The following is a 23,595-nucleotide window of genomic DNA, read 5'->3' on the forward strand; positions in this document are numbered from 1 at the left end:
CCACGGGCGATCCGACAGCGGGATCATTGCATCTTCATGGCGGGCAGCAGCGCCGCCGCATAAGCTGCCGGGTTGGCCAGCAGTCGCCGCGCGATCGTCAGATCGAGCGAGCGTCCTTCGGCGGCGGGACAGGCGGCCCGCACCGCCAGTTCGCGCTCCGGCGCCACCGGCGCGCGGGAAGCCCGAGCCAGCCGCAGCGCCGCGGCCATCGGCTGGACGCCTTCGGACAAGGACTGCATCTGGCGGTTCAACAACTCCGATCCCACGCTGGTGCACACCTGCGGCAAAACCCCGAGGCCCTGCAACGGCCAGCCGCGCGGCGCCAGAAGACGGCTCCAGGTGACGAACAGTTCGCCACCGTCAGGCATCGGATCGATCGTCTGGACAAGGCCCTTGCCGACCGTGGAGCTGCCGACCACGACGGCACGCCCGCGATCGGCCAGCGCGGCCGCCAACACCTCGGCGGCACTGGCGGTATGGCCATCGACCAGCACGATCATCGGGACGTTCGCCGCCAGTTCCCCCTCGACGGAGCGCCAGATATGATCCGCGTCAGGATCGCGGCCGGACGTCGTAACGATGATCCCTTCCGGCAGGAACGTGTCGGCGGCGGTCACCGCCTGGTGCAGCAAGCCGCCACGATTGTCGCGCAGGTCGAGGATGATTCCGGAAACCGGATGCGTTTCGGCCATGGCGTCCTGGACCGACAATGCAATGTGGGAGGCGGTGGTCCGGCTGAAACTGGTGATGCGCAACACCAGCACGTCGCCGGATCGGTCGGAGAAGACCGTCTCCGGCGGGACCATGATCCGGACCATCGCGTTATCGCGTACCCGCCCGTCACGACCGCGCGTGGTCACCGTCACCGGCGTCCCGTCGGCACCGCTCAACAAGGCGCTGATCGTCATGGGATCCTGGTTGAAGGCCCGCTGCCCGTCGATCGAGATGATGACATCGCCAGGCTGGATGCCGGCGATCGCTGCCGGGCTGTCGCGGATGACGGCCGCCGCCACAATCACCCGCCCTCGCCGCTCCAGCGTAATGCCGACGCCTGCCCGGCCGCTCCGCTCCGCCCGGTCCTCGCTTGCCTCGGCCGGAGGCACGTAACGGGAATAGGGATCCAGATGGCTGAACAACTCATCGAAGAATCCCTGGATCACCTCCTGGGTCGCCGCGCGGCGCAGGATTGGCGATCGTGGGTAAAGGGCACTGGTCGCCTGCGCGGCAATTGAGGCCCAGGTCCCTGCCGCGTCGTCGGTCGGCAGCACGATCTCGGGCAGTGGCTCGCCGCGCCGGGTCAGCAGCAGATTGCCCTCCCTCACCGACACGACCACGCTCGGGTCCAGGGCGGCGAGCCCCTGCAGACCCCACAGGGTCAGTTGTGGTATCGGAATGGGCTCCAGGATGCGCGGTGCCATGAAGGCCAGCGCCTCGGTATAGACCGAAACCATGCGTCCGGCGTCCAGCACCGGGGCATTGGCGTTTGGCGCGGCGCGCGCCTGTACATTCCCCAGCAGGAAGACGACGAGCAAGGCAGCCGCACGGATCACCGGGAGCGGGGCCGTTTCCCCGAGGCGGCATGGGGGTGCCTTCGTCCACCACGGCCGCCATTCGCCACACGGGCGCCTTGCAGGATGTGGAACACCATGCCGCCGGTTACCGGATTGGCTTCGCTCAGCAGGACGTCGACCTCCTGCGCCAGGCGAAACACCACACCGGTACGGCGGCCAGTCAACGTCTGCTCCCGTTCATCGAATTGCCAGTAATCGTCCGGCAAGGACGCCATCGGCACGATACCGCTCGCACCGGAATCCGCGACAGTCACGAACAGCCCGAATCGCATCACCCCTGATATGCGCGCAGCGAAATGAGACCCGACCTGCCGGGACATATAGGCGGCGAGGTAGCGGTCCGTCGCGTCACGTTCCGCGAGCTGGGCGCGTCGTTCCGTGGCGGTAATGTGCTCCCCGATTGCCTCGAAGTCCGTCGCCTGGTCACCCGCCAGCCCGTCGGTGCCCAGCCGCAGGCCGCGGATCAGTGCGCGATGCACCAGCAGGTCGGCGTAACGCCGGATCGGGCTGGTGAAGTGCGCGTACCGCGGCAAAGCGAGGCCGAAATGGCCGATATTGTCCGGGCTGTAGGAGGCCTGCGACTGGCTGCGCAACACGATCTCATTCACCAGAGGCGCATCCGGCGTGCCCGCGACGCTTCGGAGTACCCGATCAAGATCGCGAGGATGCACCCGATCGCCCGCCGGCAGAGAGACGCCCAGCCCATCCAGGAAGCGGCGCAGCGTGTCCAGCTTCTCATCCGTCGGCGGCGGATGATCGCGATACATGCAGGGACGGTGCAGGCGTTCCAGTTCCTCGGCCGCGGCGACATTGGCCAGGATCATGAACTCCTCGATCAGCCGGTGGCTGTCCAGCCGGGGCCGCGGCGAAACGGAGACGACATGGCCCGCGTCGTCCAGCACGACCTTGCGCTCCGGCAGATCCAGGTCCAGCGTCCCGCGCGCCTGCCGTGCGGTCAGCAACGCGCGGAACGCGGCATACAGGGGAGCGATCGGCAGGCCCAGCGGGTCGCCGGCATCGTGCGCGGCCTGAACTTCCTCATAGGTCAGCCTCGCCGCACTGCGCATCAAACCTCGGCCGAAACGATGCCCGGTCTTGCGGCCGTGCCGGTCGATGTGCATTTCGACGAACAGGCAACCACGATCCTCATGCGGCCGCAGGCTGCACAGGCCGTTCGACAGTGCCTCGGGCAGCATCGGCACGACGCGGTCGGGGAAATATACGCTGTTGCCGCGTTCCCGCGCGACGCTGTCCAGCGCCGATCCGGGTTTCACGTAATGCGCCACGTCGGCGATCGCCACGATGATGCGGTAGCTGCCGCGATGGTCCGAGTCCGCTTCGGCGAATACCGCATCATCGAAGTCGCGCGCATCCGCACCATCGATGGTAATCAGCGGCAACGCCCGCAGATCGGTGCGCTTGCCCAGCCGCACCTTGCGCGCCCGCTTCGCTTCAGCCTCGGCCTCCGGCGGAAAGACGGTCGGGATGTCGTGTGTGTGGATGGCGATCAGGCTGATCGACCGCGCATCGCCCATGCGCCCCAGGCGCTCGATGACGCGCGCCGGTTTCAGTCCCAGCCGGTGCTGGCGCGGCATCGGCTCCGCCAGCACGATCTCATTGTCCTGGGCACCGTTCTCCTGCCCGGCCGGGATCGTCCACTCCGCCTTGGCACGCCGGTCGGTCGGCACAAGCCGGTGCACCGGGCCGCGCCCACGATGAAAAATCCCGAGCACGCGTGCGGGCATATCGCCGACACGGCGGATCGTTCTGCCTTCATACCGGCCGGGTCCCGCGGGCTTCAGCCGGACCAGCACGCGCTCACCAGGCGCCAGTGCCGGGTGGCCGGGCGCCTCCGGCGTCATCAGGATCATCGGCGGCCGCCCCGCCTCCTTCGCCCAGTCAACGGGACGAGCCAACGCCTCCCCATCCTCGTCCGTGCCGGTAATCTGGACGATGAGGGTTTCCGGCAAACGAGCCGCAAGCGATGCCAAAGGGGACTTTGCGGGGGATGTCGCCCGCGGCCCGCCCGGCACGTGTCGCCGGGGCGCGTGGCTTCCCGTCGTCCGCCCCTGATGCTTCGACTGATGCTTCAACCGCCGTGCCACGCCGACCGCCCAACTCCTTGCTGGCACACTGCCACAGGGCGAAAGCAGGTTGTGAGAAAACCAGGGCGCGCGGTTCGATTTATCGGGCGCGTTGCACGGTATAGTCAGATACCGCGACCAGGGCTCGGCGGATCGGCGAATCAGGAAAGACCATCAGGGCGCTCCGTGCCTCTTCCGCAAACCGGCGGGCACGGTCGAGCGTCACGTCGATCGCGCCATGCCGTGCGATCAGGCGCATCGCTTCGGCCAGGTCGCCATCCTGCTGATCCAGCGTCTCGATGGTCCGCCGCCAGAAGTCCTTTTCCAGGGCACCACCGGCATGGAATGCCACCAGGACCGGCAGAGTAATCTTGCCTTCGCGGAAATCGTCCCCGACCGTCTTGCCCAGGGTGGCCTGATTGGCGGCGTAGTCCAGCGCGTCATCCACCAGCTGGAAGGCGATCCCCAGCTTCATGCCGTACTCCGCCAGGGCTTGTTCCTGCGCAGGCGGTTGTTCGGCCACCACGGCGCCGACCTGGCAGGCCGCCGCGAACAGCGCGGCGGTCTTGCCTTTGATCACTTCCAGATAGCGAGCCTCGGTGGTCGTCAGATCGTTCTGCGTGACGAGTTGCAGCACCTCTCCCTCGGATATCGTCGCCGAGGCCCTGGACAGGATCGCCAGCACGCGCAGCGACCCATCCTTCACCATCAGTTCAAAGGCACGCGCAAACAAGAAGTCACCGACCAGCACCGAGGCCTTGTTGCCGAAGACGGCATTGGCGGAGGCGAGCCCGCGCCGCAGCGCGCTTTCATCGACCACATCGTCGTGCAGCAAGGTAGCCGTGTGAATGAACTCCACGCACGCGGCCAGGTCCACGTGACGCATCCCGCTGGTCGGGTAGCCGCACAGCCGAGCAGCCGCCAGCGTCAGCAACGGGCGCAGACGCTTGCCGCCGGCCGCGACAATATGGGCGGCAAGCTGCGGAATCAGCGCGACCGGGCTGTGCATGCGCTCGACGATCACGCGGTTGCAGGCTTCGAGATCTTCCCGAACCAGAGCGATCAGGGCGGACAGGGCGTCCTCGGCGGCGGCCGCGGCTGCACCGGAGACCGGCGCTCCCGAGGCTGGCGCCGCATCCTGGATGAGCGGCGTGGCGGCAACGGCCAACTGGTTCTCCCGATACCTGATCAGGACCATGATCGCGCCGCACGCGGCTCCATCATCGTCCGGAATTTGCGGATCGAGCGCGGCCTTCACCGTTCGGCCGGGGCCGGACGCGACCGCGCGCCGAATGCGCGCTTCATATCGGTGGGCGACAAACAGGGTCAAGCTGGCATGCGGCAGGATTCCGTTCCCGGCGTCCAGTTGCCGGGGGGTGCCGATCCAGCCACGATCCGGTCATGCGCGCCATCGTGGCCTCGAACAATCCGGTCCGGCTTTCGTTCCTTGCAGCCCTGCTGGCTGATGCGGGGATCGAGACCATGGTGCTGGATACGCATGCCAGCATCCTGGAAGGCAGCATCGGCGCGATTCCCCGGCGCCTGATGGTCGCGACCGAGGACTACGACCGCGCGCGCCGGGTGCTGCGGGAGGCCGGCGAGTGCTGACCACCGAAGGACATCTGCTGGGCGGTCGCCTGCGCTATGGCCAGCCGAAGGGAGGGTTTCGCAGCGGCATCGAGCCGGTGCTGCTGGCCGCCTCGGTTCCGGCCGCCGGCGGCGAACACGTGCTGGAGGGCGGCACAGGGTCCGGCGCGGCACTCCTGTGCCTGCGAGCCCGGATCCCAACCCTGGTCCTGGCTGGCATCGAGATCGACGCCGAGCTGGCCGCCCTGGCGCGACACAACGCGGCGGCCAACGGCTTCCGTGACATCAGCGTGATCACCGGCGATCTGCTGTCCACCCCCTTGCCCGGCCCATGCGATCATGCACTGGCCAACCCGCCTTACCACGGACCGGGCACGCCCTCGCCTTTGCCGGAGCGGGAACGGGCCAAGCGCGGGGCCGGTGAGCTGATCGCGGCCTGGATTGCACGGCTTGTCGGATGTCTGCGGAACCGGGGGTCGTTGACCCTGATATTGCCAGCCGCCGCGGTGCCAGGCGCGCTGGCCGCGATGGACGCGGCGGAATGCGCCGCGACCATCCTGTTCCCGTTATGGCCTAAAACCGGCCGTGACGCGAAGCTGGTCCTGCTGCGCGGCGTCAAAGGCTCCCGCGCGCCGATACGGGTCGCGGCAGGACTGGTGCTGCATGGGCCGGACGGGGCCTTCACCAGTACGGTGGACGCGGTGCTGCGTGATGGGGCCCCGCTGGACCTGGGTTAGACCCGACCTGGGAGTAGGTGTGATCCGCCAAACCTGCTGTCGTTCAGATGTCGCTGGTCGCTGGGTGGCGGAGATACCAAAGCCGCTCATGTGCCGCGACCAGGCTCTCCATATTGCGGCGACGTGTGCCATCCGGCGTCAATGGACGGCGGGTCAGCATCATCTCCAGCGTGCGCAGCAATTGGTCCGCGACTTCATAATCGCCCTGATCGCATGCGTGGTGAAACGCGATCAGGATCTTGTCGGACAGCCGGCGGCTATAGCGAGGCGTCGTGCTCTGGCTGAATTCGCGCCCACCGGCGTCGTCTTCGCCACGTTCCACACGGTGCCCCACGATCAACGCGTCTGCCATCCACACCTCCCCCAAGGGACGATCTCACGCGTCACAGAGACGTGGCGCGTCCGATCCTCGATCAACCAAAGCACTGTTCGCTCGCAAAACTCGCGCAACATGAATAGTGACGACGTGAAAAACGCGTTAACGGACGGGGAAACACAAAAAAAAAGTGCCGCCCGGACAAAAATTCCGAAAGCGTGCCAAACTCCGCACAATTCCGGCATCGGCCGCCACATCGATGGGACACGGCAGCCGCCACGCCACACCAGGCAGGGACGATGACAGCGCGCGCAGCCATGGCCCGACACGGCCGACTCAAATCGGATTATTATATAACTAAATCAATGATTTGATGGGTCGAAACCTGGGCATCCGGCGATGGCGGCCCGGTCAGGCAAACGCTTCTTCCCAGCTCCCCGACGTGGAAGCCTTGCTGTATTCCGTGGCTCGATTCTCGAAGAAATTGACGTGCTCGACCGCGTTCAGCATTTCATCCAGCCAGGGCAGCGGATTGCGTGCGACTCGAAACAGCTCGTTCAGTCCAAGCTGCACCAGGCGGCGGTCGGCGATATAACGGATGTACTGCTTGACCCCGCGTGCGGTCAGGCCCTCGATCGGGCCCTGTTCGAACGCCAGGTCGATGAAAGCATCCTCGTGCGAGACAATCGTCGCGCAGGACAGATAAAGCTCCCGCCGCAGATCCTCATCCCACAACTCCGGATTCTCCTGGATGAAGGTGCGGAACAGCCGGATGACGGAGTTGCAGTGCAGCGTCTCGTCCCGCACGCTCCAGGTCACGATCTGGCCCATGCCCTTCATCTTCCCGAAGCGGGGGAAGTTCAGCAGAATCGCGAAGGAGGCGAACAACTGCAGGCCCTCGGTAAAAGCGCCGAACGCGGCCAGGGTCTTGGCGATCTCCCGCCGTGAATCGACCGTGAAACCCTGCATGTAGTCGTATTTGTCCTTCATCTCCTTGTATTTGAGGAAGGCCTGGTACTCGATCTCCGGCATCCCGATCGTGTCGAGCAGATGGCTGTAGGCGGCAATGTGCACCGTCTCGATGTTGGAAAAGGCGGCCAGCATCATCAGCACTTCGGTGGGTTTGAATACCCGCGCATAGTGCTTCATGTAGCAATTGTTCACCTCGACATCGGCCTGGGTGAAGAAGCGAAAAATCTGCGTCAACAGGTTCCGCTCCGCATCCGTCAGGTTGCGGTGCCAGTCCTTGACGTCGTCAGCCAGCGGCACTTCCTCGGGCAACCAATGGACGCGCTGCTGCATCAGCCAAGCGTCATAGGCCCAGGGATACCGGAACGGCTTGTAGACAGGATTTTCGGTCAGCAGATCAAACCTGACCGGATGCTCATCAAGCCCGCGGGTCATCCCGTCCATACGCTTCCTGTCCTCGGTGCTAAGCGCCGGAATCGCGACTCCGCGATCGGCGTTGAACCCAGACATTGTGGGTCAACCACCTGCCAAAGCGCAATAGATTGTGATGTCTATCGGCCGACCTTCAAGTCACCGGCGGCTCACCCGCGCGTGGGAGAGATGAATTTCCAGGGCGCCGTCTCCTTGGCGATGTCAGTCATCACCTCGATCAGCGTCGGGCTCGGCGTTTTCAGCGCCTCCGCCAGGGCGGCACGAAGGCCGTCCGCGTCGGTTGCCCTCCACGACGGAACCCCAAAGCTTCTGGCATAGGTCTGGAAGTCCGGGTTGCGCAGGGCGGACCCGGAATCCCGCCCCTCGAACAGCCGCCGCTGGTCCCGCATGACATTGCCGTAGGCGGAATTGTTGAACACGATCGTCACCAGGTTGATGCCGAACTGCACAGCGGTCGCCAGATCGGCGCCGCCGAACAGGAAGCCACCATCGCCAGTCAGGGACACCACCGGCCGGTCCGGCATCGCCACCTTCACCCCCAGCGCGGTCGGAAACCCGGCACCAAGTGTGCCGGAGAAGCCGGAGGTCACCAGGGAACGCGGCGTATAGAAGGGAAACCCGAACCAGGAGACATAGCCGACCTGCGTCATCTCATCACACAGAATGCCGTCCTCGGGCAGCACGTCGCGGATCGCCTGGATATAGGAGATCTGCGGTTGGACATCCTGGACCTCGCGGGCCTGTGCCGCCTTGGCCTCGGCGATCGCATCCAGCCGAGCGGCATCACGGCGGGGCGCCAGCTGTGCGATCAGAGCCCGGACGGCATCGGCACTATCGGCGAGGATCCCAAGGTCGACCGCCAGTCGGGGCATCTCAGCCGGGTCGATATCGATGCGTGCCACGGTCAGCCCGGGCTTCGGCCACGCGCCCCAACGCGTGGTCGGGACTTCCAGACGCGTGCCGATGGCCACCAGCAGGTCGGTCTCCGGCCATAGCGCGTAGCCGGCGGGGATCTTTACACTGAGCGGGTGACGGTCATCCAGGATGCCGGCACCGCCGCGGAAGGACACGACTGGGGCGTTGATCATCTCCGCCAGCGCCTTCACTTCGGCCGCGGCGTGCTGGGCGCCGCCGCCGACCCAGATCATCGGTGCCTTGGCCGCATTCAACGATTTTGCGAGTGCGGCGATCTTGTCGGGATCCGGCAACGGGGCCGGATGGGGTGGCAGCGGCCCCTGCGGCGCAACCTCGGCGGTGGCCATGAACTGGTCCCATGGCATTTCCAGCGCCACCGGGCCACGGCGACCACTGGTCATCTCCTGGAAGGCGCGCGCGACGAGATACGGAGCCTGCGCCGGGTGGTCGATCCGCTCCGCCCATTTCAGCAACGAACGCAAGGTCGCAAGCTGGTCAGGCAGTTCGTGCAACTGGCCGCGGCGGCGGCCGATCATGGCGCTGGGAACTTGCCCGGTCAGGCACAGAATCGGGGCATTGACACCCCAGGCAGTGGCGAGCGCGGCGGTGGTATTCAGCACACCGGGGCCGGGCACGACAGCATAGGCCGCCGGCCGGCCCGTCGCGCAAGCATATCCCAGCGCCATATAGGCCGTCGTTTGCTCGTGCCGAGCATTGATCAGCCGAATACGATTGGATGCTCGGGCCAACGCGTCGAACAATCCATAGGTCTGCACGCCCGGCAGGCCGAAGACGGTATCGATGCCGTGCCGCAGCAAGCCGTCGACGATCGCTTCTCCGCCGGTCATGCGGGGCATGGCTCATTCCTCTGTCTGACCCACCGATGGTGGCATGGCGGGCTGGCGGCGAAAAGCCGCGGGCGGGGCAAGACCCATCATGCCCGACCCGCCATTCGCCCGATCCGCCAGTCGCCCGATCCGCCAGTCGCCACGTAGATCGACATCCCGACCGCCAGGACCGGCGGAACCGACAACACCCTCACCCTGGCACCGGACGAAACGCGCCAGCATACAGCGGCCCGGATGATTGGTCTGACGTATTTCACTCGTTACGATATCGATAGAGTTGGCATGCGTCGCCCGCGCGGCCGCCGCGTCGCGGTTCGGGCCGGCACCGGGCTATTGGCCTGACGCGCGCTGACGATGGCAGTCCCACACACAATGGAAGTCCCACACAGCGCAGCCGGTGGGAACCGTCCCATGGGAATCGTCAGGCGTTGCCTTCGAACCGCCCCCGCCCTACCGTCGGCGCACGGTGCGGCGCCTGGGCCGCGGCCGGCAACGGTCAAAACGGAAGGGAAGAACGGATGAAAGTCGGGCAGGCTGTCGCCGAGATCATGAAACGCGAGGGGATCGAGATTCTTTGCGGCTACCCCGTGAACCATCTGCTGGAATTCGCCGCCGCCGCGGACATCCGCCCTGTCATCGTCCGGCAGGAGCGGATCGGTCTGCACATGGCGGATGCGATCAGCCGCGTCACCTCGGGCAAGAAGATCGGCGCCTTCTGCATGCAGCATGGTCCGGGATCGGAAAACGCCTATGGCGGCGTTGCCCAGGCCTATTCGGAATCCGTGCCCATGCTGGTGATCCCGCAGGGCTACCCGCGTCGCATTGCCAATATCGACCCGAATTACAATTCGTCGCGGGAGATGCGTGGCGTCACCAAGCTGGCCGAACCGGTCAACATCCCGGCCGAAACCGCCAACATCCTGCGCCGCGCGTTCAGCGCGATCCGCAACGGCCGCAGCGGACCGGCGCTGGTGGAAGTCCCGACCGATATCTGGAACGAGGAGATCGGTGACATCGACTATACGCCGGTTGGCGTGCACAAATACGGCCCCGACCCGGTCGATGTGCGCAAGGCGGCGGCGGCGATCCTGGAGGCGAAGCGGCCGGTGATCTACGCCGGCACCGGCATCCATTGGGCCGAGGCGTGGGGGGAATTGAAGGAGCTGGCGGAGCTGCTGGGCGCGCCGGTGACCACCAGCCTGGGCGGCAAGAGCGCGTTCCCCGAGAACCATCCGCTGTCGCTGGGTTCCGGCGGCAACGCGGTGCCGAAACCGGTCCATCACTTCGTCCAGAACGCCGACCTGATCATCGGACTCGGCTGCTCTTTCACCGAAACGAATTTCGGCATCAAGTTCCCCAAAAAGAAGTTCATCCATGCCACGCTGGACCCGGCGCACCTGAACAAGGACGTGATCAGCGCCATCGGCCTCGTAGGCGACGCCAGGCTGACGATCGCCGCGCTGATCGGCGAATTGCGGCAGACCATCAAGTCCAACCGCGATGCCTCCGCCGTGGTCGCCGAGATCACCAAAATCCGCGAGGAATGGATGGAGCAGTGGCGGCCGCTGCTGAACAGCAACGAGGCGCCGCTGAGCCCCTACCGCGTCATCTGGGAGCTGATGAACACGGTGGACGTGAAGAACACCATCATCACCCATGACGCCGGCAGCCCGCGGGACCAGATCTCGCCGTTCTGGGTTTCCACCGAACCGCTGTCCTATATCGGCTGGGGCAAGACGACGCAGCTTGGCATGGGCCTGGGGCTGGCGATGGGGGCGAAGCTGGCGAAGCCGGACAAGCTGTGCATCAACCTGTGGGGGGACGCCGCGATCGGCTTCACCGGCATGGACTTCGAGACGGCGGTGCGCGAGCGCATCCCGATCCTGTCGATCCTGCTGAACAATTTCTCCATGGCGATCGAGCTGAAAGTGATGCCGATCTCCACCGAGAAATACCGGTCTACCGACATTTCCGGTGACTACGCGGCCATGGCCCGCGCCTTTGGCGGTTACGGGGAGCGGGTAACGCAGCCCGGCGACATCAAGGCGGCGATCCAGCGCGGCATCGAGCAGACGAAGACGGGCACGCCGGCGTTGCTGGAGTTCATCACCGCGAAGGAAACCCGGGTGTCGAAGTTCTGATCGGAACCGGCGGCGGCATCGTCGCCGCAGCCACGATCACGAGCCGGCCCGACCGTTCGGAGACGAATGGTCGGGCCGTTTCCCGTCGAGAACGGCGCTTTCCTACCGAGGGTGCGCCGATGCGCCCAGGCTACCGTTATCCGTGACCGCGGACAGCATCCTGGCCGGCTGATTGCGGCCAGCGATCCGGGTCAGCGCCCACATCATCACCAAGGTCGCGGCCCACGCAACCAGCTGCAGACCGGTCGGCGTCGCGGTGTAGCCGACAAGGGCGTGCAACGTCCGGCCGGCCATGCCGCCATCGTCCAGCAGCCAACCGGAATTCCAGAGTTGCTCGTTCCACCACGGCAGCATGTCCGCGCCTTGCAGCACGCCGACCGCTGTCGCCGCCATGCCGGCGGCCAGCAGGGCAATCAGGACATTGGTCACCGCGAACAGAGATTTCAGCGGGATGATCAGCAGCCCACGATACAGCACCCAGGATACCGCCGCGGCAGCCGCCAGGCCGCAGATCCCGCCGATCAACATCGAAAGCTGGGAGGTCTGCGATCCTGCCGCGATACCGAACAGGAACAACACGACCTCCGACCCTTCGCGCATCACCGCGACCGCGACGACCGATGCCAGTGCGGCCAGCGATTTTTGACCCAGGCGCACCGCATCGCCCACCTGGCGCAGATCCGCCGCCATCTGCTTGCCATGATGCGACATCCAGGCGACGTGCCAGGTCAGCATCGCGACGGCGAACAGAAGGATCGAGGCGGTGAAAACTTCCTGCCCGGACCCTTGCAGCGCATCTGACAGAGCCGCCGCGAAGACAGCCACCAGGGACGCCCCGGCGGCGCCGGCCACGACACCGCCGGCTATCCAGCGTCCGCGCCCGGCGACGCCCTGGGTTGCCGCCAGAATGATGCCGACGACCAGACCGGCCTCCAGCGCCTCACGGAAAACGATAATCAGGCTGACCAGCACCGAAGCGGTTCCTCATCGCATGCAATTGCGAGCGGTTCGCAAATCAACGGGAAAATAAGCGACGGCCCCCATGCTTGCAACAAGGCGTTTCCCAAGGGGGGCGCGCGATGGTCCGCCGGGCCGAACCGGGAACGCGGATGATGTCTTTTGCCAGAAACCTCGCTGCATCAGCGGGTTAAGTAAAGCCGACCGGCTGCCGGGGAAGCCGGGACGAAACCGAGATGGGCTGACCCTATCGCGCACGACCCGGTGAAGAAAGGTAACTCTAGAAGAAAAGTGACTCTGCCCGCGGGCAAAGCGGACCTTCCTTCCTCATCACCGACCGGCGATACGGTACCCGGCGGGGTCCCGCACCCAGAAGCGGTTCGACGCGCCTGCACGGAAGCCGAGGTTTTCGTACAGGGTTCTGGCCGGGATGTTGGTGCTGACCACCTGCAAGCCCAGCAGGTCCGCTCCTTGCGCGGCCGCCCATGTCTCCAGCGCGCGCATGACCCTGTTCGCGGCGCCCTGCCGGCGAAAACCGGCTCGTGTGGCGACGCACTCCACCACCGCGCAGCCGGCGTCGATCACGCACAGCGCCGTCGCGACGATGTGGCCGTCGCGGCAATGGCCGAAGAACATCCGTGGCGCCGGAATGGCAGCCAGGATTCGCGTGTTCACCTCGCGGCGGTTCGGCGTGATCTCGCCCGTATAGGTGTCGATCCAGCCGGGCCACGGCGTGTCCCGCTGCTCGATATCCGATGGCGCCGGACCGGGCATGGGCCGTTTGAACAGGGTGATCGTGCCCTCGGTCGGCTGATAGCCGCGCTGTTCCAGAAGTGCCGCAAGGCCGGGCGGTTGGGTGTCGTCGAAAGTGTGAAACCGAGCGACGGTGCCCAGCGCGCGGTAGCGGGCTTCGACGGCATCGATGGCCGCGGCCGGATCGATTCCGGTGAAATCCACGGTGGAGACCGAGTTGGCGCGCTGCGATCCGCCGCCAGAGGCGCGCCATAGCCAGCCTTCGATCCGGGCGGTTTCCAGTGCCGGCCAGGCACGCACGTGCGCCCGTTCCATCCGCACGCGATCCTGAGGGCGTGGCGTCACGGTCAGTAGCCGCGCGCGCGGTCCACGACCTCTTTCAACGGCTCGCCGTCCAGGAAGCGGCGCAGATTGTCGACGAACAGGCGGGCGACGATGGTGTCACGGCGCGGGTGCGGACCGCCGATATGGGGCAGCACCATGATATTCTTTGCCGACCAGAACGGGTGATCGGCCGGCAGCGGCTCTTGCCGGAACACGTCCAGCACAGCGCCGGCGATCGTTCCAGCCGCTGTGGCGGCAATCAAGTCTGCATCCTTGATCAAGTGGCCGCGGCCGAAATTCAGCAGCCAGGCGGTCTTCTTCATCTTTGCCAGGCGCCGGGCGTCCATGAAGTTCTCGGTCTGCGGCGTGGCCGGCAGCAGAAGCAGCAGGTAGTCGGACTGGGCGAGGACGTCATCGGTACGGTCGGGCGGCAGCAGGTCCACGCCCGGGACCGGCTCGCCGGTGCTGCGGCGGGTACCGATGACGCGCATCCCCAGGGCGTTCGCCAGCCGCGCGACCTCCTTGCCGATCACGCCGAGGCCGAGGATGCCCAGCGTCTTGTCGTTCAGCGGTTCGGCGACGCGGTGCGTCCATTTATGCGCCGGCTGGTCGGCGGCGATCGCGGCAAAGGGTTTGGCAACGTAGAAAATGGCGGCCAGGATGTTTTCCGGCATCGATTCCGCGTGGGTGCCGCGAGCACAGGTCAAGGTCAGGGCCGGCGGCAGGTCGGGCAGCGCGAGCCAGGATTCCACCCCGGCCGTCATCGCCTGCGCCCATTGCAGGTTCGGCATCTGCCGCAGCAGTCCGGGCGGAACATGCGGGACCATCAGGACGTTGGTCTGCCTGCATTGCGCCTCTGACGGCTTCTCCCTCAGCGGAAGCGTGTCGGCAGCGACACGATCGGCAAGGCCGGCGGCCTGCATCGCGTCGAGATACGGACCGGGATTGTTCGTCCAGAGAAGCAGATGGGGGCGGTTGGTCATCCTGGAGGCTCCTGCGTCGTTGGCAGGAGGTTACTGGGATTCTGGCGGGTCCGCCACGGGTGCATACCACAAGCAGCCGCCGAACGTTGCCCGCGTGCTCTCCCGCCGCATATCCTTGACGGCATCCCACGACAACGTCCCCGTCAAAGTCCCTGACCGTCGCTTCGCGTTTCGGTATCCGATCAATCCCGTCTTCTTGGTCCTGTGACGGAATGATCTGTCTCTCGTCGCGCGCGACCTGTCCCGAGACCTGTCCGGAGAGCTTGCCATCCCCCCGGCCCTCCCGCACACTTGGCCCAATCAAACCCAGGAGAAAACGCCATGCCCGCATTCGATGTGGTGATCCGCGGCGGCCAGGTCGTGGACGGAACCGGCGCCGCCCCGCGTGAGGCCGATGTCGGCATCATCGGCAACCGTATCGCCGAGGTCGGCAAGATCGCGGCCGCCGGCTCCGAGGAGATCGACGCCAAGGGCAAGCTCGTCACCCCCGGATTCGTCGATATCCACACACATTATGACGCGCAGGCGGTGTGGGACAGCCATATGATGCCATCCAGCCAGCACGGCGTCACCACGGCGGTGATGGGCAATTGCGGCGTCGGCTTCGCCCCCTGCAAGCCGGCCGACCGGGAACGGCTGATCGAGCTGATGGAAGGGGTGGAGGACATCCCTGGTGCCGTCATGCATGAGGGTCTGACCTGGGAATGGGAGTCGTTCAACGACTATCTCGGCGCGCTGGACCGCAAGCAGCGCGACATCGACCTGTGCGCGCTGCTGCCGCACGCGGCGGTGCGGGTCTTCGTGATGGGCGACCGGGCGATCAACCTGGAGAACGCGAACCAGGCCGATATCGCGCAGATGCGGCAGATCACGAAGGAGGCGATGCAGGCCGGCGCCTTCGGCTTCTCCACCTCCCGCAGCCTGTCGCACAAGACCTTGCGCGGCGATCCCACCCCGACCCTGCGCGCGCAGGAGGAAGAATTGCGCGGCATCGCCATGGGCATGACCGACGCCGGCTCCGGCATGCTGGAGATGGTGTCGGAATGGTTGCCCGACCATAACGAGGAATTCGCCATGCTGCGCCGCGTGGTGGAAGCCTCGGGCCGGCCCGCGGTGTTCACCCTGACGCAGCGACACTCCCGCCCCGGCGTCTGGCGCGACCTGTTGGCGCACGCCGACAAGGCGGCGGCGGACGGGCTGCACATCCGCCCGGTGGTCGCGCCGCGTGCCATCGGCGTACTGCTGGGCCTGGCGGGCAGCCAGAATCCTTTCAGCGGGTGCCGGACTTACCGTTCCATTGCGCATCTGCCGGCGGCAGAACGCGCGCGGCGCATGGCCGATCCGGCGATCCGCCAGGCCATCCTCAGTGAGGATCCGAAGGAAGGGAATACCTTCCCACTGTTCCATCGCTTGTCGTACGACAAGATGTTCCGCTTCGGCAACCCGCCGAACTACACCCCGGACCCGAACGACAGCATCGAGGCGATCGCAGCCCGCAGCAACCGCACCGCGCCGGAAATCGCCTATGATTGGCTGATCGAGGATGACGGCGCCAATTTCATCTACATGACGCTCAGCAACTACGCGTCGGGGGACCTGTCCATGTCGGAAACGACCCTGGACAACCGCAACTGTATCATGGGCCTGGGTGATGGCGGCGCGCATGTCGCGTTCATCCTGGATGCCGGCTACCAGACCTGGCTGCTGACCCATTGGGGCCGTGACCGCAAGCGATGGGAGGTCGGGGAGCTGATCCGCCGCCTGACATCCGACACCGCCGGCGCCGCGGGGCTGCACGATCGCGGCATGCTGGCGCCGGGTAAGAAGGCTGATGTCAACGTCATCGACTGGGACCGGTTGGGCGCCGATGCACCATACATCGTCAACGACCTGCCGGCCGGGGGCAAGCGGTTGTTACAGAAAGTCAACGGGTACGAGGCGACGCTGGTCTCCGGCAAGGTAACGTTCCGCGAAGGCACGCCGACCGGCACCCTGCCGGGCAGGCTGGTGCGCGGCCCGCAGGCAGACCTGGTGGCCTGACGATGCCGGCTCGGCGGGGTGACCGGCGCCCCGCCGACGCCGCCTGACCGTTTCACGATCGCCATCATGCAGGATCATGCCGTGAGCAAGACAAGTGGCATGTCAACGCCAGCAGGGTTCGGTGGCTTGCTGCGGCAGTCGGTCGATACGTTGGCATCCTTCCTGGCCGATCAGACTGTGCCGGCCGCGCAACGGGCTGATATCGCCTTGCGGCTGCTGGAACTGGGGCTGGGCCGCAGCGACCCTATGCCGGCGCCGTCCCTGCCAACCGGCGGATCCCCGGCCCCGCCCCCTCCTTTCGTGCTCATCCATGACTTCCTGGCGCCCGACCAGCACGCCGCCGTGGTGGATATTGCCGTCTCGCACCAAGGTCATTTCGAAAAATCCTCGGTTACCACCAACGTCGAGGGCTACCGCGAATCGCATGTACTGCACGCGACGGCGTTTCCGGCGCTGTACGACATGATGAAAGCGGAAGTAACGGGCGTCCTGCCGTCGGTGCTGGACCGGCTGGCCCACCCGGCCTTCACCGTGACCCAGGTGGAGATGCAGATGACCGCGCACGGCGACGGCGCGTTCTTCAAGGTACACGACGATGCGTCCTCACCGGATACCCAGCAGCGCGAACTGACCTATGTCTACTACTTCCAGGCCAGCCAGCCGCGCGGGTTCTCGGGCGGTGCGCTGCGACTGTATCCGACGCCCGACGGCACGCTCGACACGAGCCGGTTCCGTGATGTCGACCCGCTGGATAATGCCATCATCTTCTTCAACAGCCGGACCATGCACGAAGTGCTGCCGGTGCAAGTGCCGTCCGGGGCGTTCCAGGACTCCCGGTTCACCTTGAACGGCTGGCTGCATCGATGAGCGGCGGCCCATCCCGGGCGCCTGCTTCCGGCGCACGGTGAATCAGTCAAACTCGGTCGGCAGGCCATCGTCGCGCGCATGGGCGAACATGCGCCGGAGCTGCCGCGGAAGCACCCGGTTCACCGACAGATCGGCCGGCAAGTCATCCTCGGCAAACCAGCCCACCTCCGACGTCTCCAGGCTCGGACGCGCGTCGCCGCCGATCAGGTCGCAGATGAAGAAGAACCGGTAGACCGAAAACAGGCCCGGCGGATGACCTTGCCGGCCACGATCCCAGACCGCCGCCAGCTTCCGTACCCGGACCTCGTAACCGCTTTCCTCTCGTACCTCCTTTACGACATTTTCGGCGGCCGTCAGGTTGGATTCCGCCCAGCCGCCGGGCAATGTCCAGCGGCCGTCATCGACCACCTCCCGCACCAGGAGCAACCGGCCTTGCGCATCGAACACGGCGCCGCGCACCCCGACCTTTGGTGTGGCGTAGCCGCGTTCGGCCGCGAACAGCGCATCGAACCGGCCGGCCGCAATGCCGGTCCGTGCCTCCATGATCCGTGACGCGAGCACGCGCAGCGCCTCATAGCGCTGACGATCATAGGGATCGCGGGTGAAAGCCGACCCTGTCTGCGCGATCGCCTGCAACTCCCGCGCCCAGGTCAACCAGTCCGGCTCGCTCATGAGCTCAGCGCCGGCGACACAGCAGACGCCCCAACGGGACCAGGATGACGCCAGCCGGCAGAGCCGCCGCCAAGCCCACTGGGGCCGCTCGACCGGTGGCGGTGACCGAGGCGACCTTGCCCAGCACGAACGGGACGATGCCCCTCATCTCCTCGGGATGCGGCCGCGGCTGTTTCCGAAATGCCGTCGGACGCATCGTCTGAGGCCTGCATCGCTCTGTCTTCCCAACCCTGCTTCCGATGCGCAGACCATCAGCAATACCGGGCAAACACAAGCACGCACAGCGGCGGTGCCTCAAATGACAATCACCGCTTGGTCCATGACCAATTCTTGCCTAGCCTGACGCCGCTGAAAAAACAGGGAGACTTCCCAGCATGAAACGCCGCACCGTGCTGACATCCGCCATCGCCGCCACCGCGTCCCTCGCCGCCCCCCGTCTCGCGCGGGCCGACGGTCCCAAGACGGTCACCTTCGTGCCACATGCCGACCTGGCCTCGATCGACCCGGTCTGGACGACGGCCGACATCACCCGGAATTACTCGCTGGCGGTGTTCGATACGCTGTACGCCTATGACGCGCAGTTCAAGGTGCAGCCGCAGATGGCCGAGGGCCACAAGGTCGAGGATGGCGGCAAGACGGTCGAGATCACCTTGCGCGACGGCCTGGCCTTCCATGACGGGCAGAAGGTGTTGGCACGGGATTGCGCCCAGTCGATCAAGCGGTTCGGCACCCGCAACCCGTTCGGCCAGGCGCTGATGCAGCGGGTGGATGAGATTTCCGCCCCGTCCGATACCGTAATCCGCTTCCGCCTGAAGAAGCCGTTCCCGCTGCTGACCACGGCGCTGGCCGAGGTCTACTGCGCGATCATGCCGGAACGGCTGGCGCAGACGGACCCGTTGAAGCAGATCCCCGAGGCGATCGGCAGCGGCCCGTTCAAATTCATGGCCGACGAGCGGGTGCCGGGCTCCCGCGTCGTGTTCACCAAGAACGCAGCCTATGTGCCGCGCGCGTCCGGCATCCCCAGTTTCAATGCCGGACCGAAGATCGTGAATGTCGATCGGGTTGTATGGACGTTCATCCCCGATCCGTCCACGGCATCCGCGGCGCTGCAGCAGGGCGAGATCGACTGGTGGGAAAATCCAAGCCTGGACCTGGTGCCGCAGATCAAGACGTACAAGGACGTGACAATGGCGGTGAAGGACCGCACCGGCGAAATCGGCTGTCTGCGCTTCAACCAGCTGTTTCCGCCGTTCGACAGCGCCGCGATCCGCCGTGTCGCACTGCAGGCGATCGACCAGAAGGAGGTGATGGAGGCGGTCTGTGGCGCCGAACCGTCGCTGTACAAAGTCGATGTCGGACTGTTCGTGCCGGGCACGCCGATGGCCAGCACGGTCGGCGTCGAGATCACGCGCGCGCCGAAGGACTACGCGAAGCTGAAGAAGGATCTGGCCGCGGCGGGCTATGACGGGCGGAAGATCGTCGTGCTGGGCGCCACGACGATCCCGACGATCTGGGCGCAGGCGCAGGTTGCCTCCGACATGTTGTCCAAGGCCGGTTTCAACATCGACCTGCAGCCGATGGAATGGGGCTCCGTCGTGCAGCGGCGGGCCAGCCGCGAGCCGGTGGACAAAGGCGGCTGGAACATCTTCTTCACCTGGCTGGGTGGCTTCGGGAACATCTCACCGGCTCCGAACATTGCCATCCGCGGCAACGGCGCGGGCGCCTGGTTCGGCTGGCCGACCAATCCGAAAATCGAGGAATTGTGGGCCGCCTGGTTCGAGGCGCCGGACGAGGCAGCACAGAAGAAAATCTGCGAGCAGATGCAGGTCGCGTTCTGGCAGGACCCGACCTACGTCCCAACCGGGATGTACGAACAGCCAACGGCGTTCAAGACCTACATGAAAGACATCCCGGAAGGCTGGCCGCAATTCTATACACTGAAGAAGCTGGCCTGACGCCAGACTCGCGGCCGGCGGTCAGGCCGCCGGCTTGCGGTCCGCGTAGCTGACGCCCATGCCCGCCCGCACATCCTGCTGGATGCCGTATTGCGGGAACGGGTAGCGCAGCCCGTTCTTCGACAGCGCCTGCATGCCGGTAATCGCCTGCCCCAGCATCTCGGGCGGCAGCGCCATCAGCATCTCATCGTCCAGCACGCCGCCGTAGCGCCGTTCCGCAAAGCACGGGATCGACAGGCTCGGCTGGCGGGTCTTCAAGGCGCGGCCCCATGAATCGGCACAGGCGGACTCACCCACCACGCTCCAGTCGAAACGCTTGTAGCCGGCCCATTGCAGCCCGTTGATGAAGTACATCATGGCGCCGGGCGTCGCGTAGAACAGCACGATGTCCGGCGGGTTGAGCCGCCCTGCCGAGATCGGCGACACGACGATGGCCTGGTAGCGGCCATCGTCCACACAGTTCATCGCCGCCTGGTGGGCGCCGGCATCATCGGGCGTCGAGTACCAGACGCCGACCATGCGTTGGCCCGACCTCCATTCCGCATCCTTCGCGTTGCCCAGCCCGATCACCGCGCGGCACTGCGCGCCGACCAGATCGTCGGCCGTCGCGCCCACGGTCCAGCCCAGGCGGGCGGCCTGCGCGACGACCTGATCGAAGGCATGGATCGCCTTCGGGCGGCGGATGCGCGGAATCGCCTCCATGTCCTCGGCCCGTTCGAAGAGCTTCATGCCGAAGGGCGGGTTGCGCAGCTTCAGCAGATGCTCCAGATCCGCGGCCTGCCTGATCAGATCGGTCGTCATCGTCTCGTTTCTCCCGTGGATGCCGGCTGCCGTCAGTCCTGACGGACAGAAGGCCGTCACGGTAGCGCGATTGGCCGCCCGTGTCTCGGACGGGCCACGCGCTCAGGGAAACGGCTCCTTGCGCACATTGAAGGCGATCGAAATGCGTGGCCGATCGCCCGTGTGCGGCGGCACATGATGCGGCACATAGCTGGGAAACAGGATCATCAGCCCGGGCTGCGGACGGAAGCGGACCGGCTGACAGGACAGCTCAGGAAAGAACACGTTCGAGCGTGCGGCGTTGGGATCCAGAAGGTGGATCGCGGTGTCGTCGGCACCGGGCGCGCAGTCGCCGTCATCGACGTAATAGACGCCGGACCACGTCGCCCCCGGATGGGTATGCACCCCGTTGGAGTGGCCTTTCCACGACACGTTCGCCCAGGCGCTGAGCGCCCAGCTCACCGATCCGCGGCCCCCGCCATGAACGGCATAGAGACGCCGGGTCGCCTCCTCGGTCATCGCGCCCATGTGCTCGATCAGGCGCATGCCCGCCTCTCCACAGAAGTCCAGGCGTCCGACCGCCGAGTGCCAGCCTCCGATATTGGTCTGCTGGGTGCCTGGGTCGTGCCGAGCGTGAGCCAGAATTCTCTCACGCAGGGCGACGTTCAGGGCCGCCGCGTCGGCCCAGACATGCTCCAGCACCGGGCTGGCAAAGAGCTGTCCGAAACACGCCTCTCGCAGAGTCCGCATCGTCTTCGCCTCCATTCCTCGCCGCCCGGGGCAGCCCATTGGCGGCCATCGGCGGCCCGTCGCACGCCGCGATGCCGCTGCCTAGATAGATGCGAATAGTTCTCACTGTCATTGACAGACGTCATCTCATGCGATACCGGGGGACCGTCATTGCACAAACCGGAACCCCGACGTTGCGGAAATTCTTGATCGCCCTCTCGGCCGCGACACCGTTCATCCTGTCGGCGACCGGGGCCAGGGCGGCGGAACCCTCCTTCTCCCGGACGGGCCAGCATCTTACCCGGTCCGAACTGATCGTGCCGGCGAACACCAAGGTCCGCGTCGTGGTGAAGAATGCGGATTCGACCCCGGCCGCATTCGAAAGCGATGATTTCAAGGCCGAGAGGTTGTCCCGGCGCATCACGAAGTGACCGTCTTCATCGGCCCGCTGAAGGCCGGCATCAATGAATTCCACGATGGGTATCACGAGGACGAATCAAAGAGCCGCCTGATCGCCAAATGAGGGTGTGATGACCGACTTCCTGCCAACCGGACATTGGCGCTGACATGAGCGGGCGGTGCCCTTTCACGTCCCGTCGCGGATTGCTCGCGGCGGCCAGTTCATTGCTGGCGGCCACCAGCGCGCCGGCGGCGGTCCGCTCCGCCGTGGCCGCCACCACGCCGCCGGCAACGGAGAATTTCTGGGGCGACCATCAGGCCGGCATCATCACGCCGCAGCAGCGGCATAGTTACTTCGCCGCGCTGGACCTGACGACGAAGAAGGCCGGCGACGTGGCCGCCTTGCTGCGGACCTGGACCAATGCCGCGGCCCGCATGGCCAGCGGTGAGACCGCCGAACCGTTGAATGCCAATGCAGAGCAGCCGCCCGCCGATAGCGGCGATGCGCTCGGTTTGTCACCCGCCCGCCTCACCATCACCTTCGGCTTTGGGCCGGGCCTGTTCACCAAGGACAAGCAGGATCGCTACGGCCTGGCGAGGCATCGCCCCGAGGCGCTGGTCGATCTGCCACTGTTCAATGGCGATCAGCTCGTCGAGGCTCATACCGGCGGTGATCTCTCGGTCCAGGCCTGTTCCGACGACGCCCAGGTGGCGTTCCACGCGGTTCGCCAGCTCGTGCGCCTGGCTTATGGATCGGCCCAGCTGCGCTGGGTCCAGGCGGGGTACCTGCCCGACTATCCGGCAGGGGAGACGCCGCGGAACCTGATGGGTTTCAAGGACGGAACGATGAATCCGGGCCCACCCTATCAATCCGTATGGGTGACCGACGAAGGCCCGGCCTGGATGCACAACGGCAGCTACCTCGTGGCCCGGCGCATCCGCATTTCCCTTGAACACTGGGACCGCACCGATCTGGACTTCCAGGAGGAGGTGATTGGCCGGCGAAAATACTCCGGTGCGCCGTTGGGTCGCGAGAAGGAATCCGATCCCCTGGACCTGGGCGCCACCGACAAGGACGGCAATCCGGTGATCGCCGAGAACGCCCATGTGCGCCTTGCGGCGCCCGAAGCAAATGGCGGTGCCGAGATCCTTCGGCGCGCCTATTCGTATAATGACGGTGTCAACTTCACCGCCGAACGCTGGCCACCGTGGCGGCAGGGCCTGATGTATGACGCCGGCCTGTTCTTCCTGGCTTATCAGCGGGACCCGCGCACAGGCTTCATCCGCATCTTTGATACGATATCGAAGCTGGACGCCATGAATCAGTTCACGACCCATGTCGGCAGCGGCATCTTTGCCTGCCCGGGCGGCGTCGCCGAAGGCATGTTCATCGGTCAGGGACTGTTCGACCTCGCCTGAACCTCGGGTGACTGTGGCGCGAACTCATCACGCCTGCGTCGATGAGAACGACGATGGGACTACAGAGTTGACAAGTGGCCATACAGGGTTTTGTGTCGCGTCAAGTTTTGCGAATGA

General features: G+C 65.8%; 21 protein-coding genes. 8 read left to right on the forward strand and 13 right to left on the reverse strand.

Annotation, left to right across the window (positions count from 1 at the left end; translation table 11 throughout):
• Nucleotides 1-23 precede the first annotated feature (23 nt).
• The 3 genes from VHC04_RS14980 to VHC04_RS14990 form a co-directional block, all read right to left on the reverse strand.
• A complete protein-coding gene (locus VHC04_RS14980; protein WP_325682642.1) occupies nt 24-1,550 on the reverse strand; it encodes a S41 family peptidase in 1,527 nt (508 codons plus the stop codon).
• Nucleotides 1,547-3,487, reverse strand: coding sequence for a ribonuclease R (gene rnr / locus VHC04_RS14985; RefSeq protein WP_325682644.1), 1,941 nt, complete (start codon nt 3,485-3,487; stop codon nt 1,547-1,549). The genes VHC04_RS14980 and rnr overlap by 4 nt, the downstream gene beginning before the upstream one ends.
• A 268-nt stretch (nt 3,488-3,755) precedes the next feature.
• Nucleotides 3,756-4,853 carry a polyprenyl synthetase family protein gene (locus VHC04_RS14990; protein WP_325682646.1) on the reverse strand — a complete coding sequence of 366 codons (1,098 nt, stop codon included), beginning with the start codon at nt 4,851-4,853 and terminating at the stop codon, nt 3,756-3,758.
• A 203-nt stretch (nt 4,854-5,056) separates the two neighbouring features.
• Here VHC04_RS14990 and VHC04_RS14995 point away from each other — a divergent pair, with 203 nt between their 5' ends.
• Nucleotides 5,057-5,263 (forward strand): DUF2007 domain-containing protein, encoded by a 207-nt coding sequence (locus tag VHC04_RS14995; protein ID WP_325682648.1) that lies wholly within the window; start codon nt 5,057-5,059, stop codon nt 5,261-5,263.
• A complete protein-coding gene (locus VHC04_RS15000) occupies nt 5,257-5,979 on the forward strand; it encodes a tRNA1(Val) (adenine(37)-N6)-methyltransferase (RefSeq protein WP_325682650.1) in 723 nt (240 codons plus the stop codon). The genes VHC04_RS14995 and VHC04_RS15000 overlap by 7 nt, the downstream gene beginning before the upstream one ends.
• Before the next feature lie 43 nt (nt 5,980-6,022).
• On the opposite strand, the gene VHC04_RS15005 is transcribed toward VHC04_RS15000, so the two are convergent.
• From VHC04_RS15005 to VHC04_RS15015, 3 genes are all read right to left on the reverse strand, one after another.
• A complete protein-coding gene (locus tag VHC04_RS15005) occupies nt 6,023-6,331 on the reverse strand; it encodes a hypothetical protein (protein ID WP_325682652.1) in 309 nt (102 codons plus the stop codon).
• A 375-nt stretch (nt 6,332-6,706) separates the two neighbouring features.
• On the reverse strand, nt 6,707-7,699 hold the full coding sequence (locus VHC04_RS15010) for a ribonucleotide-diphosphate reductase subunit beta (RefSeq protein WP_325682654.1): 993 nt from the start codon (nt 7,697-7,699) through the stop codon (nt 6,707-6,709).
• 146 nt (nt 7,700-7,845) lie between these two features.
• Nucleotides 7,846-9,468 carry a thiamine pyrophosphate-dependent enzyme gene (locus VHC04_RS15015; protein WP_325682656.1) on the reverse strand — a complete coding sequence of 541 codons (1,623 nt, stop codon included), beginning with the start codon at nt 9,466-9,468 and terminating at the stop codon, nt 7,846-7,848.
• Nucleotides 9,469-9,887: 419 nt separating this feature from the next.
• Between VHC04_RS15015 and VHC04_RS15020 the strand changes: the two genes are divergently transcribed.
• Nucleotides 9,888-11,600 (forward strand): thiamine pyrophosphate-requiring protein, encoded by a 1,713-nt coding sequence (locus VHC04_RS15020; RefSeq protein WP_325682658.1) that lies wholly within the window; start codon nt 9,888-9,890, stop codon nt 11,598-11,600.
• 102 nt (nt 11,601-11,702) lie between these two features.
• On the opposite strand, the gene VHC04_RS15025 is transcribed toward VHC04_RS15020, so the two are convergent.
• From VHC04_RS15025 to VHC04_RS15035, 3 genes are all read right to left on the reverse strand, one after another.
• Entirely contained in the window at nt 11,703-12,572 is an 870-nt protein-coding gene (locus VHC04_RS15025; RefSeq protein WP_325682660.1) for an FTR1 family iron permease, read from the reverse strand.
• A gap of 315 nt (nt 12,573-12,887) precedes the next feature.
• The gene (locus VHC04_RS15030) at nt 12,888-13,625 is read right to left on the reverse strand and encodes a GNAT family N-acetyltransferase (RefSeq protein WP_325682662.1); all 738 of its coding nucleotides are present in this window, start codon (nt 13,623-13,625) and stop codon (nt 12,888-12,890) included.
• A 32-nt stretch (nt 13,626-13,657) separates the two neighbouring features.
• Nucleotides 13,658-14,617 (reverse strand): D-2-hydroxyacid dehydrogenase, encoded by a 960-nt coding sequence (locus VHC04_RS15035; RefSeq protein WP_325682664.1) that lies wholly within the window; start codon nt 14,615-14,617, stop codon nt 13,658-13,660.
• A gap of 321 nt (nt 14,618-14,938) precedes the next feature.
• On the opposite strand from VHC04_RS15035, the gene VHC04_RS15040 reads away from it, so the two are divergent.
• The gene (locus VHC04_RS15040; protein WP_325682666.1) at nt 14,939-16,657 is read left to right on the forward strand and encodes an N-acyl-D-amino-acid deacylase family protein; all 1,719 of its coding nucleotides are present in this window, start codon (nt 14,939-14,941) and stop codon (nt 16,655-16,657) included.
• Nucleotides 16,658-16,738: 81 nt separating this feature from the next.
• On the forward strand, nt 16,739-17,524 hold the full coding sequence (locus VHC04_RS15045; RefSeq protein ID WP_325682668.1) for a 2OG-Fe(II) oxygenase: 786 nt from the start codon (nt 16,739-16,741) through the stop codon (nt 17,522-17,524).
• A gap of 42 nt (nt 17,525-17,566) precedes the next feature.
• On the opposite strand, the gene VHC04_RS15050 is transcribed toward VHC04_RS15045, so the two are convergent.
• Both VHC04_RS15050 and VHC04_RS15055 read right to left on the reverse strand, forming a co-directional pair.
• Entirely contained in the window at nt 17,567-18,196 is a 630-nt protein-coding gene (locus VHC04_RS15050; protein WP_325682670.1) for an NUDIX hydrolase, read from the reverse strand.
• Nucleotides 18,197-18,200: 4 nt separating this feature from the next.
• Nucleotides 18,201-18,344, reverse strand: a complete 144-nt coding sequence (locus VHC04_RS15055; RefSeq protein ID WP_325682672.1) for a hypothetical protein — start codon at nt 18,342-18,344, stop codon at nt 18,201-18,203.
• Nucleotides 18,345-18,570: 226 nt separating this feature from the next.
• Between VHC04_RS15055 and VHC04_RS15060 the strand changes: the two genes are divergently transcribed.
• Entirely contained in the window at nt 18,571-20,151 is a 1,581-nt protein-coding gene (locus tag VHC04_RS15060) for an ABC transporter substrate-binding protein (protein WP_325682674.1), read from the forward strand.
• A gap of 21 nt (nt 20,152-20,172) precedes the next feature.
• Here the strand turns inward: VHC04_RS15060 and VHC04_RS15065 are convergent, their stop codons facing one another.
• On the reverse strand, nt 20,173-20,952 hold the full coding sequence (locus VHC04_RS15065; protein WP_325682676.1) for a DUF169 domain-containing protein: 780 nt from the start codon (nt 20,950-20,952) through the stop codon (nt 20,173-20,175).
• Nucleotides 20,953-21,054: 102 nt separating this feature from the next.
• Nucleotides 21,055-21,681, reverse strand: coding sequence for a TIGR02466 family protein (locus tag VHC04_RS15070; protein ID WP_325682678.1), 627 nt, complete (start codon nt 21,679-21,681; stop codon nt 21,055-21,057).
• Between the two features lie 128 nt (nt 21,682-21,809).
• On the opposite strand from VHC04_RS15070, the gene VHC04_RS23080 reads away from it, so the two are divergent.
• The gene (locus VHC04_RS23080) at nt 21,810-22,091 is read left to right on the forward strand and encodes a cupredoxin domain-containing protein (protein ID WP_408903819.1); all 282 of its coding nucleotides are present in this window, start codon (nt 21,810-21,812) and stop codon (nt 22,089-22,091) included.
• Nucleotides 22,092-22,227: 136 nt separating this feature from the next.
• Entirely contained in the window at nt 22,228-23,478 is a 1,251-nt protein-coding gene (efeB, locus tag VHC04_RS15080) for an iron uptake transporter deferrochelatase/peroxidase subunit (protein ID WP_325682682.1), read from the forward strand.
• Nucleotides 23,479-23,595 lie beyond the last annotated feature (117 nt).

Source organism: Rhodopila sp. (genome assembly GCF_035548095.1).
In the GTDB taxonomy this organism is placed as follows: domain Bacteria; phylum Pseudomonadota; class Alphaproteobacteria; order Acetobacterales; family Acetobacteraceae; genus Rhodopila.